We start from the raw sequence: 15,512 nt of genomic DNA, 5'->3' as shown, positions 1-15,512 counted from the left end.
ATCATGGAAGAGCCGCGAGAAGGCGAGGGACGATGACCGACACCACCGCAGCCAACAGCCGCCCCGGCCCCCTGGAGGGCGCCGTCGTCGCCGTCGCGGGCGCCGCGGGCCCCGCCGGCGCCGCCACCCTGCTGCGCCTGGCCGCCGCGGGCGCCACCGTGGTGGCCGCCGACGCCGACCCCGAACGCCTCGCCCGCGCCGTGGACGCCGCCCGCTTCGCCCACGGCGGAGCCACCGTCACCGGCGACACCGTCGACCTCCTCCACCTGGACACCGCCCGCCAGTGGGCCGCCAGGACCGAGAAGGAGTACGGCCGCGTCGACGGCCTCGTCCACCTCGTCGGCGGCTGGCGCGGCTCCGCCTCCTTCGCCGAGACCGACCTCGCCGACTGGGACGCGCTGCACGATCTGCTGATCCGCACCGTCCAGCACACCTCCCTGGCCTTCGAGGGCCCGCTCGCCCGCAGCGGAAACGGCCGCTACGTCCTCGTCTCCGCCGCCGGCGCCACCCGCCCCACCGCGGGGAACGCCGCCTACGCCGCCGCCAAGGCCGCCGCCGAGGCCTGGACGCTCGCCCTGGCCGACGGCTTCCGCAAAGCGGGTCGCGGCACCCCCGAAGGACGGCCCCCGGCCGCCGCCACCGTCCTGATCGTCAAGGCCCTGGTGCACGACGCGCTGCGCGCCGAGCGCCCGGAAGCGAAATTCGCCGGCTTCACCGATGTCACCGACCTCGCCGAGGCCGTCACCGGCCTGTGGAGCCGGCCCACCGAGGAAGTGAACGGAACCCGCCAGTGGCTCACCCCCCAGCCGTGACAACCGACGCCCGCCGCCACCACGACCCCGGCGTGCGCGGCTTCGCCAGCGACAACTACGCCGGCACCCACCCCGAGATCCTCGCCGCCCTCGCCCTCGCCAACGGCGGCCACCAGGGCGCCTACGGCGACGACGACTACACCCGCCACCTCCAGGACGTCCTGCGCCGCCACTTCGGCGCCCGCGCCGAGACCTACCCCGTCTTCAACGGCACCGGCGCCAACGTCGTCGCCCTGCAGGCCCTCACCGACCGCTGGGGCGCCGTCATCGCCGCCGACACGGCGCACATCCACGTCGACGAGGGCGGCGCCCCCGAACGGGTGGGCGGCATCAAGCTCCTCACCGTCCCCACCCCCGACGGCAAGCTCACCTGCGAGCTGATCGACCGCGAGGCGTACGGCTGGGAGGACGAGCACCGGGCCATGCCGCAGGTCGTCTCCCTCGCCCAGAGCACCGAACTCGGCACCCTCTACACCCCCGACGAACTGCGCGCCATCGCCGACCACGCCCACGAGCGCGGGATGACCGTCCACCTCGACGGCGCCCGCCTCGCCAACGCCGCCGCCGCCCTGGAGGTCCCCCTCAGCGCGCTGACCACCGACGCCGGGATCGACGTCGTCTCCTTCGGCGGCACCAAGAACGGCCTGCTCTTCGGGGAAGCCGTCGTCGTCCTGAACCCCGGGGCGGTCCGGGCCATGCGCCATCTGCGCAAGCTGTCCCTCCAGCTCGCCTCCAAGATGCGCTTCGTGTCCGTCCAGTTCGAAGCGCTGCTCGCCGGAGACCTGTGGCTGCGCAGCGCCGGGCACGCCAACAGCATGGCCGCGCGGCTGGCCGCCGGCGTCCGCGAGGTGGAGGGCGTGCGCATCCTGCACCCGGTGCAGGCCAACGCCGTCTTCGCCCGGCTGCCCCGCGAGGTGAGCGAACGGCTGCGCAAGCGCTACCGCTTCTACTTCTGGGACGAGAGCGCCGGGGACGTGCGCTGGATGTGCTCCTTCGACACCACCGTCGAGGACGTCGACGGGTTCCTGGCCGCCCTGCGCGAGGAGATCGCCCGCTGAACCGGCCGGCCCGCGCCGAGCCCGCGCGCCCGCCCGGACCGGACGGTCCGGGCGGGCACGCACCGTCCTAGGTGTGCTTGGGGGCCGGCGCCGTCCCGCCCAGATGGGCCGGCAGCCACCAGGTGTCCTCGGGGCCGCGCGGCCCTTCCGGGTAGGCCGCCTGGGCCGATTCCAGCAGCTCCTGCATCCGCTCCCGCAGCCGCTCAGTCAGCGTCACCGCCGACTCGGCCGGATCGGCCGTCATCGGCTTCCCGATGCGGATGGTGATCGGGTAGTGCCGCCGCCGCAGATCCCGCTTGCGGCCCTTGGTCCACACCCGCTGCGTGCCCCACAGCGCCACCGGCAGCACCGGCACCTGCGCCTCCTGCGCCATGCGCACCGCACCCGACTTGAACTTCTTCAGCGTGAACGACGGCGATATCGTCGCCTCCGGGAACACGCCCACGATCTCCCCGCTCCGCAGCGACTCCAGCGCGTGCCGGAAGGCGTGCTCTCCCTGCTTGCGGTCCACCGGGATGTGCTTCATGCCCCGCATCAGCGGCCCGGAGACCTTGTGCCGGAACACCGAGTCCTTGGCCATGAACCGCACCAGCCGCTTGGACGGCCGGGCCGCGAACCCCGCGAAGACGAAGTCCAGGTAACCGATGTGGTTGCTCACCAGCACGGCGCCGCCGGAGGTCGGTACATGCTCGCTGCCGGAGATGTCCAGGCGCAGATCGAGCGCCTTGAACATCGTCCTGGCGGCGGCGATGACCGGCGGATAGACGAGCTCTGCCATGCGGGACCCTTCATTCGTGCGGTCGCGGTGACCGCGCACAACCTACGCTGCCGTAACTTCCGGCATCCGCAGATAGTGCCCCGACACCGGTGTGATTGGCTAGCCCGGGCAATCGACCGGGGCGGACGGAGGGTGACGATGGACGGCAGCGACCACCCCGGGCCGCTGACCCCGGCCGCGCTCGGCATCGCCGGACCGCTGGGGGAGCGGGCCACCCTGGTGCACTTCTCCAGCGCCTTCTGCCGGCCCTGCGCGGCCACCCGGCGGATCCTGGCCCAGGTCGCCGCCATGGTGCCCGGCACGGTCCACGTGGAGATCGACGCCGAGTCGCACCTGGAGACCGTCCGCGCCCTGCGGATCACCGCCACCCCCACCGTACTGGTACTGGACGCCGCCGGGCGCGTGGTGCGCCGCGCCGCCGGGCTGCCCCGCAAGGCCGACGTCATCGCCGCGCTCGGCGCGGCCCTCGCCGGCGGGACCGGCGGCCCCACCGACGCGTAGCGCAGGTCACATTGCGGCATGCTTGAGGGCGGCATATAGGCTGGGTTTACTGACCAGTAACAACCGGGTGAGCTAAGGAGCCGGCGTGAGCCTGAGGATCGTTGTCTGTGTGAAGTACGTGCCCGACGCCACCGGGGACCGGCACTTCGCCGAGGACTGGACGCTCGACCGCGAGGACGTCGACGGCCTGCTGTCCGAACTCGACGAGTACGCCGTCGAACAGGCCCTCCAGATCGCCGAGAGCACCCGCGAGGCCGGCGAGGAAGCCGAGATCACCGTCCTCACCGTCGGGCCCGAGGACGCCGCCGACGCCCTGCGCAAGGCCCTGTCCATGGGCGCCGACAAGGCCGTCCACGTCGAGGACGACGACCTGCACGGCAGCGACGCCCTCGCCACCTCCCTGGTGCTCGCCAAGGCCATCGAGCACATCGGCTACGACCTCGTCGTCTGCGGCATGGCCTCCACCGACGGCGTCATGGGCGTCCTGCCCGCCATGATCGCCGAGCGCCTCGCCGTCCCCCAGGCCACCCTGCTGTCCGAGGTGACCGTCGCCGACGGCGCCGTCAACGGCCGCCGCGACGGCGACACCGCCACCGAGCACCTCAGCGCCCGGCTGCCCGCCGTCATCTCTGTCACCGACCAGTCCGGCGAGGCCCGCTACCCCTCCTTCAAGGGCATCATGGCCGCCAAGAAGAAGCCCGTCGAAGCCCTGGACCTGGAGGACCTCGACCTCGACGCCGCCGAGGTCGGCCTGGCCGGCGCCCGCACCGAGGTCATCTCCGCCACCGAGCGCCCGGCACGCACCGCCGGCGAGGTCGTCACCGACGAGGGCGAGGGCGCCGGAGCGCTGGCGGGCTTCCTCGCCGGCCAGAAGTTCATCTGACCGCCGCCCGCCCCCAGCACGCCGCACGCACCTTCCGCAGGAGACACACCCATGGCTGAAGTCCTCGTCCATGTCGACCACCTCGACGGCGCCGTCCGCAAGCCCACTCTGGAACTGCTCGCCCTCGCCCGCCGCCTCGGCGACCCGGTCGCCGTCTTCCTCGGCACCGGCGCCCAGGACGCCGCCGCCACCCTCGCCGAACACGGCGCCGTCCGCATCCTGACCGCCGACGCCCCCGAATTCGCCGACTACGCGATCGTCCCCAAGGTCGACGCCCTTCAGGCCGCCCACGACGCGGTCCGCCCGGCCGCCGTCCTGCTGCCCTCGTCCCCCGAGGGCAAGGAGATCGCCGCCCGCCTCGCCGTACGGCTCGGCTCCGGCATCATCACCGACGCCGTGGACCTCACCACCGACGACCAGGGGCCGGTCGCCACCCAGTCGGTGTTCGCCGCCGCCTACACCACCACCTCCCGGGTCACCCAGGGCACACCGGTCATCACCGTCAAGCCCAACTCGGCCACCCCCGAGGCCGCCCCCGCCGCCGGCACCACCGAGCCGCTGGAGGTCACCTTCGGCGAGGCCGCCACCGGCACCAAGGTCACCTCCCGCACCCCCCGCGAATCCAGCGGACGCCCCGAGCTGACCGAGGCCGCCATCGTCGTCTCCGGCGGACGCGGCGTCGGCGGCGCCGACAACTTCGCCGTCATCGAAGCCCTCGCCGACTCCCTCGGCGCCGCCGTCGGCGCCTCCCGCGCCGCCGTCGACGCCGGCTGGTACCCGCACTCCCACCAGGTCGGCCAGACCGGCAAGAGCGTCTCCCCGCAGCTGTACATCGCCGCCGGCATCTCCGGCGCCATCCAGCACCGGGCCGGCATGCAGACCTCCAAGACCATCGTCGCCGTCAACAAGGACCCCGAAGCACCCATCTTCGAGCTGGTCGACTACGGCGTCGTCGGCGACCTCTTCGAGGTCCTGCCCAAGCTCACCGAGGAGATCAAGTCCCGCAAGGGCTGACCCCGCGGCACACCCCGCAGCCCACCACAACGGCGCCCGCCCCACGGCGGGCGCCGTTGTCCTTGCGCCCCGCGCCCGTTAGCTTCGTTCAACAACCTGTTGAACAACGGGGCGAGGAGCCGCCGATGGACCAGCACCGCGCCCGCACCAGCATCCCCGCCGCCACCCGGCACGAGATCGCCGCCTCCCTCGCCGGGGCCGACGCCCACCTCGCCCGCCACTACCCGGGCGAGCGTGCCACCCGGCAACCCGTCCACACCGTCTACGTCCCCGCCGACCGCTTCACCCCCGGCACCGCCCCCGCCTGGGGCACCGCCGCCCTCGCCCTCCTCGACACCCACGCCCCCGACCCGGCCACGTTCGCCACCGTCCTCGGCCTCCCACCCCACCTCGCCGAGGAGATCCACCACCGCGTCCGCGCCAAACTCACCCGTGAACCCGTCGAGGACCTGCGCATCGACTTCGAGGACGGCTACGGCCGGCGCCCCGACAGCGAAGAGGACGCCGCCGCCCTGCGCGCCGCCGCCCACCTCACCACCGCCCGCCGCCAGGGCACCGCCCCACCCGGCGTCGGCATCCGCTTCAAGAGCCTCGAAGCCCCCGTACGCGACCGCGCCATCCGCACCCTCGACCTCTTCCTCAGCGCCCTCCTGGACGCCGGCTCCCTCCCCGCCCCGCTGCGCCTGACCCTCCCCAAGGTCTCCCACCCCGACCAGGTCACCGCCATGGCCCGGCTCTGCGACGCCTTCGAGACCGCCACCGGCCTCCCGGCCGGCCGGCTCACCTTCGAGATCCAGATCGAGACCACCCAGGCCATCGTCGGCGCCGACGGCCGCGCCACCGTCGCCCGCCTCATCGCCGCCGCCCCCACCCGTGTCGAAGCCCTCCACTACGGCACCTTCGACTACAGCGCCGCCTGCTCCGTCGGCGCCGCCCACCAGGCCCCGGACCACCCCGCCGCCGACCACGCCAAGGCCGTCATGCAAGCCGCCGCGGCCGGCACCGGCGTCCGGCTGTCCGACGGCTCCACCAACCTGCTGCCCACCGGCGACACCGCACAGGTCCACCACGCCTGGCGCCACCACCACGCGCTCGTGGCGCGCTCCCTCGCCCGCGCCTACTACCAGGGCTGGGACATGCACCCCGGCCAGCTCCCCACCCGCTACGCCGCCGTGTACGCCTTCTACCGCCAGGGCCTGCCCGACGCCGCCCGCCGGCTCGCCGCCCACCTCGGCGCCGGCCCCGGGAACACCACCGTCCTCGACGAACCCGCCACCGTCCGCGCCCTGGCCGGCTTCCTGCTGCGCGGCCTGCACTGCGGCGCCCTCGACCCGGAGGAGATCACCACCGCCACCGGCGCAGGACCCGACACCCTGCACACCCTCGCCGGCCCGCCGCACTGACCGGCACTGGACAACCCGCCCCGTTCCGGACAGGCTTCCACCCCATGAGCCTGGATCTTGTCGCCGCCGTGGACATCGGCGGCACCAAAGTCGCCGCCGCCCTCGTGGACGGCGACGGCACCGTGCTGGCCCGCGCCCAGCGCCCCACCCCCGCCCGGGAACCGGCACCCCGGGTGCTGGCCGCCGTCACCGCCGTCCTCACCGCCCTCACCGCCGACCCACGCTGGCCCCGGGTGGGCGCCGTCGGCATCGGCAGCGCAGGCCCCGTCGACGCCCGCACCGGCACCGTCAGCCCCGTCAACATCCCCGCCTGGCGCGACTTCCCGCTGGTGGCCGGCGTCCGCGCGACCACCGGCGCGCTGCCGGTCACCCTCGTCGGCGACGGCAGCGCCATCGCCGCGGGCGAACACTGGCGCGGCGCCGCCCGCGGCCACGACAACGCCCTGTGCATGGTGGTCTCCACCGGCGTCGGCGGCGGACTCGTCCTGGGCGGCCGGCTCCACTCCGGCCCCACCGGCAACGCCGGCCACATCGGCCACATCAGCGTCGACCTCGACGGCGACCCCTGCGCCTGCGGAGGCCGCGGCTGCGTCGAACGCATCGCCAGCGGCACCCACATCGCCGCCTGGGCACAAGCCTCCGGCTGGCAGCCCGCACCCGGCACCGCGCCCACCGCCGCCGCCGTCGCCGCGGACGCCCGGGCCGGCCACCCCGTGGCCCGCGCCGCCTACGACCGCTCCGCCCGCGCCCTGGCCGCCGGCATCGCCGCCACCGCCACCCTCGTCGAACTCGACGTGGTCGTCGTCGGCGGCGGCGTCAGCCAGGCCGGGGACGTACTGTTCACCCCCCTGCGCGAAGCCCTGCACACGTACGCCGCCCTGCCGTACGTCCGGGGCATCGAGGTCGTCCCGGCCCAACTGGGCACCGACGCCGGCCTGGTCGGCGCCGCGGCGGTCTGCCACAGCGGTTCGGACACGTTTTTGATACCAGGACAAGCGGGCAACTGACTCACGGGCGAAATAAGGAGGGGGATCCGTGATCATCTGGCTGAACGGCGCCTTCGGTGCCGGCAAGACCACGGCCGCACGGGAACTGACCGACCTGCTGCCGGGCAGCCGGCTCTTCGAACCCGAGCTGGCCGGGGCCAGCCTGCGCGCCACACTCCCCAAGGAACGCCTCGCCCAGGTCGACGACGTGAGCGAACTCCCGTCCTGGCGGCGCCTGGTGGTCGACACCGCCGCCGCCCTGCTCTCGGAGATCCCCGGGCCGCTCATCGTCCCCATGACCCTGCTCGACCAGGAGCACCGCGACGAGATCTTCGGCGGCCTCGCGTCCCGCGGCATCGCCGTACGGCACTTCCTGCTGCACCTCGAAGAAACGTTCCTGCGCGCCCGCATCGACCGCCGCACCACCACCGACGGCGCCGCCACCCGCCACTGGTGCCTCACCCACCTGCCCCACTACACCGACGCCCTGCCCTGGCTCACCCGCGACGCCCACACCCTCGACACCCACCTGCACACCCCACGCCGCACCGCCGAAGCCCTCGCCGACGCCATCGGCCGCGACGAAGGCACCTGCCCCATCGTCCAGACCCCGCCACCACGCACCGAAACCCTCGCCGCCGGCATGCTCCTCTTCGACGACCGCGACCGGGTCCTCCTGGTCGACCCCACCTACAAACCCGGCTGGGAATTCCCCGGCGGCATCGTCGAACCCGGCGAACCACCCGCCCGCGCCGCCCTCCGCGAAGTCGCCGAAGAACTCGGCCTGCGCCTGCCCCACCAGCCCGACCTCCTCATCGTCGACTGGGAACCACCCCACCCCACCCGGCCCGGCGGACTCCGCCTCCTCTTCGACGGCCGCCGCCTCACCCCCGACCAGATCCACGCCATCCGGCTGCCCCGCGACGAACTGCGCGCCTGGCGCTTCACCACCGAGGACGAAGCACGGACCCTGCTCTCCCCGAACCGCCACGACCGCCTCCACTGGGCCCTGCAGGCCCGCACCCGGGGCCGCCCCCTCAACCTGGAGGCCGGCGTCCCCGTCGGCACCTGACCCGGCCGGATCGCGGCCCCGCCGGCCGCGCCCTACCGTGTGCCTGACGGCCCCCCACCGGGGGAGACCCCCACCAACGGTGAACCGCCATGCACCTCACCAGCCGGCCACCCCCCGACCGCGACAGCTGGGGCCCCCGCCTGGCCGCCGCCGCCCTCGGCTGCGCCCTCGTCCTCGGCCTCCAGCTCATCCACCACGCCACCGCGCCCGGCGGGCCGCCCCAGCCCGCCGGCCACGGCACCACCACCACGACCCCGCAGCCCGCCCATCCCCAGCCGGCCGCCACCCCCACCCGCGTCACCATCCCCACCATCGGCGTCGACGCACCCCTCACCCCCGTCGGCCTCGACCCCGACGGCTGGCTCCAGGCCCCGCCCCCCGAAGCCGGACACCTCGCCGGCTGGTACGCCGACGCCCCCGCACCCGGCACCCGCGGCACCGCCGTCCTCACCGGCCACGTCGACACCGCCGCCGGCCCCGCCGTCTTCTACGCCCTCGGCACCCTCACCCCCGGCGACACCATCGGCGTCCACCGCGACGACGGCACCACCTTGGACTTCACCGTCCACGAGGTGGCCGTACACGACAAGGACCGCCTCCCCGAGCGCGTCTACGCCGACACCGGAAACCCCGAACTCCGCGTCCTCACCTGCGGCGGCACCTACCACCCCGACACCGGCTACACCGGCAACGTCGTCGTCTACGCCACCCTCACCGGCACCCGCTGACCCGAACAGCCGCACCGGTGACCCGTTCACCCCACCCGCGTGGCCGCACACCCCCACCCCGCCTAGCGTCACCCAGCACACAGCACCCCACACCGCTCACCCACCCCAGGAGCCCCCATGGCCACACCCCGCAAAGCCCTCGCGCTCACCGCACTCACCGGCATAGCCCTCACCGCCGCCGCCCCAGCGCCCGCCCAGGAGAACGGCTTCGCCTTCAGCGTCTCCCCGCGCACCGTCCAGCCCGGCGCCACCGTCACCCTCACCGCCACCGGCTGCACCGGCGACGAGGCCTTCGCCGAATCCGGCGCCTTCGAACGCATCGGCCTCGGCACCCCCGGCCAGACGCAGAGCGCCCGCACCACCGTCAACCCCGCCGCCCGCCCCGGTACCACCTTCGACGTCACTTTCACCTGCGGCGGACAGACCGGCCGCACCACCCTCGCCATCGACAACACCGTCGCCGCCGCGGCCACCCCCACCCCCGCGGCCACCCCCACCACCGGCCCGGCCAAGGACGCCACCGGCCCCACCGCCGACTCCACCACCCGCCCCACCCTCGGCTCCCAGGCCGGCACCGGCGGCTCCCACACCGACCACACCCCCGCCCTCCTGGCCGGCGCCGGCCTCACCCTCGCCGCCCTCGCCGGCGGCCTCGCCCTCTACCGCCGCCGGGCCCACCCCCGCCACTGACCCGCCCGGCGACGGCACCCGGCGCGCTACCCGGCCGCCTGCGCCGCGTACCCCTGCACGAACAGCGCCTCGGCCACCGCCATCCGCTCCAGCTCCACCGGATCCACGCTCTCGTCCACCGCATGGATCTGCGCCGCCGAATCGCTCATCCCGATCAGCAGGATCTCCGCCTCCGGATACAGCCCCGCCAGCGTCGCCGTCAGCGGAATCGAACCGCCCTGACCCACCACCGACATCTCCGCGCCGTCGAACGCCGACCGCATCGCCGACGCCATCGCCGTGTACGCGGGGGAGGAGGTGTCCGCCCGGAACCCCTCGCCCTCGCCCGCCTGCTCCACCCGCACCCGCGCCCCCCACGGCGCCCGCACCCGCAGATGCTCACCCAGCAGCCGCGCCGCCTCACCCGCCGGCACCCCCGGCGGCACCCGCAGACTCACCAGCGCCCGCGCCCGCGCCTGCACCGACGGCGTCGCCCCCACCACCGGCGGACAGTCGATCCCCAGCACCGTCACCGCCGGCCGCGCCCACAACCGGTCCGCCACCTCGCCCGACCCGATCAGCTCCACCCCGTCCAGCACCCCGGCATCCGCCCGGAACGCCTCCGCCGCATACGGCGTGCCCGACCACACCCCCGAGGCGTCCAGACCGTCCACCACCGTCGAACCGTCAGCCGCCCGCAGCGAATCCAGCATCCGGATCAGCGCCGCCAGCGCGTCCGGCGCCGCCCCGCCGAACATCCCCGAATGCAGATTCCCCTCCAGCGTGTCCACCTGGACCCGCACCATCGCCATCCCACGCAGCATCGCCGTCACCGTCGGCCGCCCCACCCGCACATTGCCGGTGTCACCGATCACGATCGCGTCCGCAGCCAGCAACTCCGGGTGCGCCTGCGCGTACCGCTCCAGGCCACCGGTGCCCTGCTCCTCCGAGCCCTCCACGATCACCTTCACCGTCACCGGCACCCCACCGTTCGCGCGCAGCGCCCGCAGGGCCAGCAGATGCATCAGCACCCCGCCCTTGCAGTCCGCCGCACCCCGCCCGTACCAGCGGCCCGCCCGCTCCGTCAGAGTGAACGGCGGCGAGGTCCACGCGCTCTCCTCCAGCGGCGGCTGCACGTCGTAATGCGCGTAGAGCAACACCGTCGGCGCCCCCTGCGGGCCGGGCAGCAGCCCGTACACCGACTGGGTGCCGTCCGGCGTGTCCAGCAGCCGCACCTCCGTGAAACCCTCGCCGCGCAGCGCGTCGGCCACCCACCGCGCCGCGCCCTCGCACTCGCTCACCGGGAACTGCTCCGGATCCGCCACCGACCGGAACGCCACCAGCTGTGCCAGCTCCTCCCGCGCCGCCGGCATCAGCGCCGCCACCGTGGCGGCCACGCCCGCGTGCGGACCGGATTGCGAAGAAGACTGCTCCATCAAAAGCTCCTTGAGCTGCGCGCCGCCGCCGGCGCACCGCCCCCGGGGCACGCCCGGGCCGCGAACCTGACCGGGAATGACAGCAGATCATCCCACAGCGATCTCCCCCTCATCAGGACCGTAGGATGCCAATCCGAGGACGGAACGGACGGGCAGCGGGAGCAGCGAACAGCGTGAGCAGCGAGAGCGGAGCCGAGAACACAGTGGTGTGGGACGTCGTCGTCGTCGGAGCGGGCCCCGGCGGAGCCTCCGCCGCCCGCGCCGCCGCCGAAGCGGGACGACGGGTCCTCCTCCTGGAGAAAGCCGAACTTCCCCGCTACAAAACCTGCGGCGGCGGCATCATCGGCCCCTCCCGCGACGCGCTGCCGCCCGGCTTCGAACTGCCCCTGCGCGAACGCGTCCACGCCGTCACCTTCTCCCTCAACGGCAAACTCTCCCGCACCCGCCGCTCCAAGCGCATGCTGTTCGGCCTCGTCAACCGCGCCGAATTCGACCAGCGCCTCGTCGACGCCGCCGTCCGGGCCGGCGCCGAACTGCGCACCAAAGCCGCCGTCTCCCGCGTGGAACAGCACGGCCCCGCCGTACCCGACCGCCGCACCGTGGCCGTCATCCTCAGCGGCGGCGAGACCATCCTGGCCCGCGCCGTCGTCGGCGCGGACGGCAGCGCCAGCCGGATAGGAGCCCACGTCGGCGTCCGCCTGGACCAGGTCGACCTCGGCCTCGAAGCCGAGATCCCGGTACCGCCCGAGGTCGCCGCCGACTGGGCCGGCCGGGTCCTCATCGACTGGGGCCCGCTGCCCGGCTCCTACGGCTGGGTCTTCCCCAAGGGCGACACCCTCACCGTGGGCGTCATCTCCGCCCGCGGCGACGGCGCCGCCACCCGCCGCTACCTGGAGGACTTCACCACCCGCCTCGGCCTGTCCGGCTTCGAACCCAGCATCTCCTCCGGCCACCTCACCCGCTGCCGCGCCGAGGACTCCCCGCTCTCCCGGGGCCGCGTCCTGGTCTGCGGCGACGCCGCCGGACTGCTGGAGCCCTGGACCCGCGAGGGCATCTCCTTCGCCCTGCGCTCCGGCCGCCTCGCCGGCCAGTGGGCCGTCCGCATCGCGGACGCCTCCGACGCCGTCGACGCCCGCCGCCAGGCCCTCAACTACACCTTCGCCGTCAAATCCGGGCTCGGCACCGAAATGGCCGTCGGCCGCCGCATGATCGGCGTCTTCGGCCCCCGCCACCGGCTGCTGCACACCGCCCTCATCGGCTTCCGGCCCGCGTGGAACGCCTTCGCGCAGATCACCCGCGGCTCCACCACCCTGGCCGGCATCGTCCGCAACCACCCGGCCGCCCGCCGCGCCCTGTCCGCCCTCGACCGCGCCGAACCGGCCGCCGCGCCCGAGACGGCCGGCCCGGCCGGCGAGACGTCCCGCAAGGAGTGACCGCGAGCGGGCCGGCGACCGGGCACCGCCGGCCCGCTCAGGCGACGTCGGGCGCCGAGCCGCGCAACGCGTACGCGATGACCGCCGCCACCGCCGACAGCGCCGCCACCGAGGTGAGAGCCGCCGCCAGCGAGAACCACTCCGCCAGGAACCCGATCGCCACCGGCCCCAGCAGCATCCCGCCGTACCCGACCGTCGAGGCCGCCGCCACCCCGCGCGGCCCGGCCAGCGCCCCCGCCTGACCGATCGCCACCGGGAAGAGGTTCGCCAGCCCCAGGCCCGTCACCACGAACCCCACCAGGGCGAGCCCCACCGAGGGCGCCAGCGAGGCCAGCAGCATCCCCGCCGCCGCCACCGTGCCGCCCGCCACCATGGCCCGGGTCTGCCCGAGCCGCAGCAGCAGCCAGGTCCCCGACAGCCGCCCCACGGTCATCGCGAGCGCGAACACCGAGTACCCGGCCGCCGCCAGCCCCTCGCTCGCCAGCAGCGTCTCCCGCAGATGCAGCGCGCTCCAGTCCGCCAGCGCGCCCTCCCCGTACGCCGTGCACGCCGCCACCACCCCCAGCACCACGACCAGCCACCCCACCGGGCCCGCCGCCGGCCGGTCCCCCGCCGCGTCCGCACCCGCGTCGGACGCCCGGGGCGGCACGGGCACCGGAGCGGCCAGCAGCGCACGCCCCGCCACCACCGTCACCAGCACCCCGATCAGCGCGAGCCCCGACAGATGCCAGGCCGGGGACAGCGACCCGGCCACCAGACCCCCGGCGCCCGCGCCCACCATCCCGCCCAGCGAGAACGCCGCGTGGAACCCCGGCATCACCGGCCGCCCCAGCGCCGCCACCAGGTCCACCGCCGCACTGTTCACCGCGACGTTCATCCCGCCGAACCCCGCCCCGAAGAACAGCAGCACCGCCCCCAGCACCACCGCCGAATGGGCGTGCGGCGGCAGCGCCACACTCGCCGACAGCAGCAGCGCGGCCCCCACCGTCACCGGATGGTTCCCCAGCCGCTGGCACAACCGGCCCGTCAGCGTCATCGTCACCACCGCGCCGGCCGACACCCCCAGCAGCGCGAGCCCCAGGGCACTCGCCGACGCCCCCGTCTGCTCCTTCACGGCCGGGATCCGCACCACCCAGCCCGCGAACACGAAACCGTCCACGGCGAAGAACGCCGTCAGCGCGTACCGCAGTTGACGCAATCGCGGATCCGCGCCCCCCGCCGTGCGGGCTCCCCGTTCCGACCCGGCCCTGAATTTGTTCAGCGAAGGCACAAAGTCAGAATAGGGACGTGACCCGCTCTCGTACAAGGCTGGAACGCGGCCGCAACGCGCTCGGCCCCGCCCTCCAGCTCGTCCACACCGGCCGCGCCCCCACCCGCGCCGTCCTCACCACCGAACTCGGTGTCACCCGCGCCACCGCGGGCGCCGTCGCCGCCGAACTCCAGACCCTCGGACTGATCACCGTCGACGCCCGCCCCGGAGCCCCCGCCGGCGCCCAGGGCCGCCCCTCCCACCGCCTGTCCATCGCCGACGACGGCCCCGTCGTCCTCGCCGGACAGGTCCACGCCGACGGCTACCGCGCCGCCCTCGTCGCCCTCGGCGGCACCATCGTCGCCACCACCCCCTCCTGCCAGACCGTCGACGCCGACCCCGCCCAGATCATCGGCGAACTCGTCGCCGCCGGCGCCGACCTCCTCGCCACCAGCGGACGCCGCTGCCTGGGCGCCGGACTTGCCGTCCCCTCCGCCGTCGCCGAACCCGAGGGCACCGCCCGCGGCCCCCTCCACCTCGCCTGGCCCCCCGGCGCCCCCGTCCGCGACATCTTCAACCGCTGCCTCGCCGACGCCGGCCTCCCCGCCGACGGCCACTGCGGCAACGACGTCAACCTCGGCGCCCTCGCCGAACACCGCCACGGCGCCGGCCACGGCGCCCGCCACCTCCTGTGCGTCGCCACCGGCCACCGCGGCGTCGGCGGCGCCCTCGTCCTCGACGGCCGCCTCCACACCGGCAGCGCCGGCCTCGCCCTCGAAGTCGGCCACCTCACCGTCGACCCCGCCGGCCGCCCCTGCCAGTGCGGCAGCCGCGGCTGCCTCGACGTCGAGACCGACCCCCTCGCCCTCCTCGACGCCGCCGGGCGCGCCCCCGGCCCCGAAGGCTCCCTCCTCGACCAGGCCCGCGACCTCATCCGCACCGAATACCCCACCGATCCCGCGGTACGAGCCGCCACCCACGCCGTCACCGACCGCCTCGGCCAGGGCCTCGCCGGCCTGGTCAACATCCTCAACCCCGACCGCATCATCCTCGGCGGCCTGCACCGCTGGCTCCTTCAGGCCAACCCCGGCCGGCTGCGCGCCGCCGTCCGCGCCCACAGCCTGTGGGGCAAGGACAGCAACGCCGCCCTCCAGCCCTGCACCCTGGACCACAACAGCCTCGTCGGCGCCGCCGAGCTGGCCTGGCAGCCCGTCCTCGACGACCCCCACGCCGCCCTACAGCCCGAAACCGCCCAGCAGTGACGCCACCGACTCACCACCCGCCGTGATCCCCGGCGCCAGCGCCGTCCCGGACAGATAGAAGCCGAACAGCGCGCACACCACCGCGTGCACCGGCCGCAGCCCGTCCTTGCGGAAAAACACCACCATCAACACCGCGAGCAGCAGCACCCACGAAACCGACAGAATCACCAGCCACTCCCTTCACCGTAAGCACTCTAAAGCCCACATAAAGTAATCATCACTCCATGC

Annotated in this window: 16 protein-coding genes; 12 read left to right on the top strand and 4 right to left on the bottom strand. The window is 74.6% G+C overall.

Annotation, left to right across the window (positions count from 1 at the left end; translation table 11 throughout):
- The first annotated feature begins 32 nt into the window (after nt 1-32).
- Together BM385_RS20935 and BM385_RS20930 are read left to right on the top strand one after the other, a co-directional pair.
- Nucleotides 33-812 (top strand): SDR family NAD(P)-dependent oxidoreductase, encoded by a 780-nt coding sequence (locus tag BM385_RS20935; protein ID WP_019436355.1) that lies wholly within the window; start codon nt 33-35, stop codon nt 810-812.
- The gene (locus BM385_RS20930; RefSeq protein ID WP_026047866.1) at nt 791-1,870 is read left to right on the top strand and encodes a threonine aldolase family protein; all 1,080 of its coding nucleotides are present in this window, start codon (nt 791-793) and stop codon (nt 1,868-1,870) included. Before BM385_RS20935 ends, BM385_RS20930 begins: the two co-directional genes overlap by 22 nt.
- A gap of 67 nt (nt 1,871-1,937) precedes the next feature.
- On the opposite strand, the gene BM385_RS20925 is transcribed toward BM385_RS20930, so the two are convergent.
- Complete coding sequence (locus BM385_RS20925; RefSeq protein ID WP_019436353.1) at nt 1,938-2,648, bottom strand: lysophospholipid acyltransferase family protein; 711 nt, start codon at nt 2,646-2,648, stop codon at nt 1,938-1,940.
- Between the two features lie 138 nt (nt 2,649-2,786).
- On the opposite strand from BM385_RS20925, the gene BM385_RS20920 reads away from it, so the two are divergent.
- The 8 genes from BM385_RS20920 (at nt 2,787) to BM385_RS20885 (ending at nt 9,925) form a co-directional block, all read left to right on the top strand.
- Nucleotides 2,787-3,149: a thioredoxin family protein gene (locus BM385_RS20920; protein WP_019436352.1), complete on the top strand. Its 363-nt coding sequence runs from the start codon at nt 2,787-2,789 to the stop codon at nt 3,147-3,149.
- A gap of 85 nt (nt 3,150-3,234) precedes the next feature.
- Nucleotides 3,235-4,032 (top strand): electron transfer flavoprotein subunit beta/FixA family protein, encoded by a 798-nt coding sequence (locus BM385_RS20915; protein ID WP_078576499.1) that lies wholly within the window; start codon nt 3,235-3,237, stop codon nt 4,030-4,032.
- 51 nt (nt 4,033-4,083) lie between these two features.
- Complete coding sequence (locus tag BM385_RS20910) at nt 4,084-5,046, top strand: electron transfer flavoprotein subunit alpha/FixB family protein (RefSeq protein WP_093844001.1); 963 nt, start codon at nt 4,084-4,086, stop codon at nt 5,044-5,046.
- 125 nt (nt 5,047-5,171) lie between these two features.
- Nucleotides 5,172-6,449, top strand: coding sequence for a DUF6986 family protein (locus tag BM385_RS20905; RefSeq protein ID WP_093844000.1), 1,278 nt, complete (start codon nt 5,172-5,174; stop codon nt 6,447-6,449).
- Between the two features lie 44 nt (nt 6,450-6,493).
- The gene (locus tag BM385_RS20900; protein WP_093843999.1) at nt 6,494-7,456 is read left to right on the top strand and encodes an ROK family protein; all 963 of its coding nucleotides are present in this window, start codon (nt 6,494-6,496) and stop codon (nt 7,454-7,456) included.
- A 28-nt stretch (nt 7,457-7,484) separates the two neighbouring features.
- On the top strand, nt 7,485-8,507 hold the full coding sequence (locus tag BM385_RS20895) for an NUDIX hydrolase (protein WP_019436347.1): 1,023 nt from the start codon (nt 7,485-7,487) through the stop codon (nt 8,505-8,507).
- An 89-nt stretch (nt 8,508-8,596) separates the two neighbouring features.
- Complete coding sequence (locus BM385_RS20890) at nt 8,597-9,235, top strand: class F sortase (RefSeq protein ID WP_093843998.1); 639 nt, start codon at nt 8,597-8,599, stop codon at nt 9,233-9,235.
- 117 nt (nt 9,236-9,352) lie between these two features.
- Nucleotides 9,353-9,925: a hypothetical protein gene (locus tag BM385_RS20885; protein ID WP_019436345.1), complete on the top strand. Its 573-nt coding sequence runs from the start codon at nt 9,353-9,355 to the stop codon at nt 9,923-9,925.
- A 26-nt stretch (nt 9,926-9,951) separates the two neighbouring features.
- Here the strand turns inward: BM385_RS20885 and BM385_RS20880 are convergent, their stop codons facing one another.
- Nucleotides 9,952-11,340, bottom strand: coding sequence for a dipeptidase (locus BM385_RS20880; protein WP_093843997.1), 1,389 nt, complete (start codon nt 11,338-11,340; stop codon nt 9,952-9,954).
- Nucleotides 11,341-11,513: 173 nt separating this feature from the next.
- On the opposite strand from BM385_RS20880, the gene BM385_RS20875 reads away from it, so the two are divergent.
- Nucleotides 11,514-12,773, top strand: a complete 1,260-nt coding sequence (locus BM385_RS20875) for a geranylgeranyl reductase family protein (RefSeq protein ID WP_237751409.1) — start codon at nt 11,514-11,516, stop codon at nt 12,771-12,773.
- Between the two features lie 37 nt (nt 12,774-12,810).
- Here BM385_RS20875 and BM385_RS20870 read toward each other — a convergent pair whose 3' ends face one another.
- Nucleotides 12,811-14,043 (bottom strand): MFS transporter, encoded by a 1,233-nt coding sequence (locus BM385_RS20870; protein WP_093843996.1) that lies wholly within the window; start codon nt 14,041-14,043, stop codon nt 12,811-12,813.
- 17 nt (nt 14,044-14,060) lie between these two features.
- Between BM385_RS20870 and BM385_RS20865 the strand changes: the two genes are divergently transcribed.
- Nucleotides 14,061-15,284 carry an ROK family protein gene (locus tag BM385_RS20865; protein ID WP_093843995.1) on the top strand — a complete coding sequence of 408 codons (1,224 nt, stop codon included), beginning with the start codon at nt 14,061-14,063 and terminating at the stop codon, nt 15,282-15,284.
- Here the strand turns inward: BM385_RS20865 and BM385_RS20860 are convergent.
- The gene (locus tag BM385_RS20860; RefSeq protein WP_019436339.1) at nt 15,258-15,452 is read right to left on the bottom strand and encodes a hypothetical protein; all 195 of its coding nucleotides are present in this window, start codon (nt 15,450-15,452) and stop codon (nt 15,258-15,260) included. The two genes, BM385_RS20865 and BM385_RS20860, sit on opposite strands and share 27 nt — an antisense overlap.
- Between the last annotated feature and the right edge of the window lie 60 nt (nt 15,453-15,512).

The sequence above is a fragment of the Streptomyces harbinensis genome, from assembly GCF_900116145.1.
Taxonomy (GTDB): Bacteria; Actinomycetota; Actinomycetes; order Streptomycetales; family Streptomycetaceae; genus Streptomyces; species Streptomyces carpaticus.
Note: the sequence above shows the minus strand (reverse complement) of the source record. Positions and strands in the feature narration are given on the sequence as shown.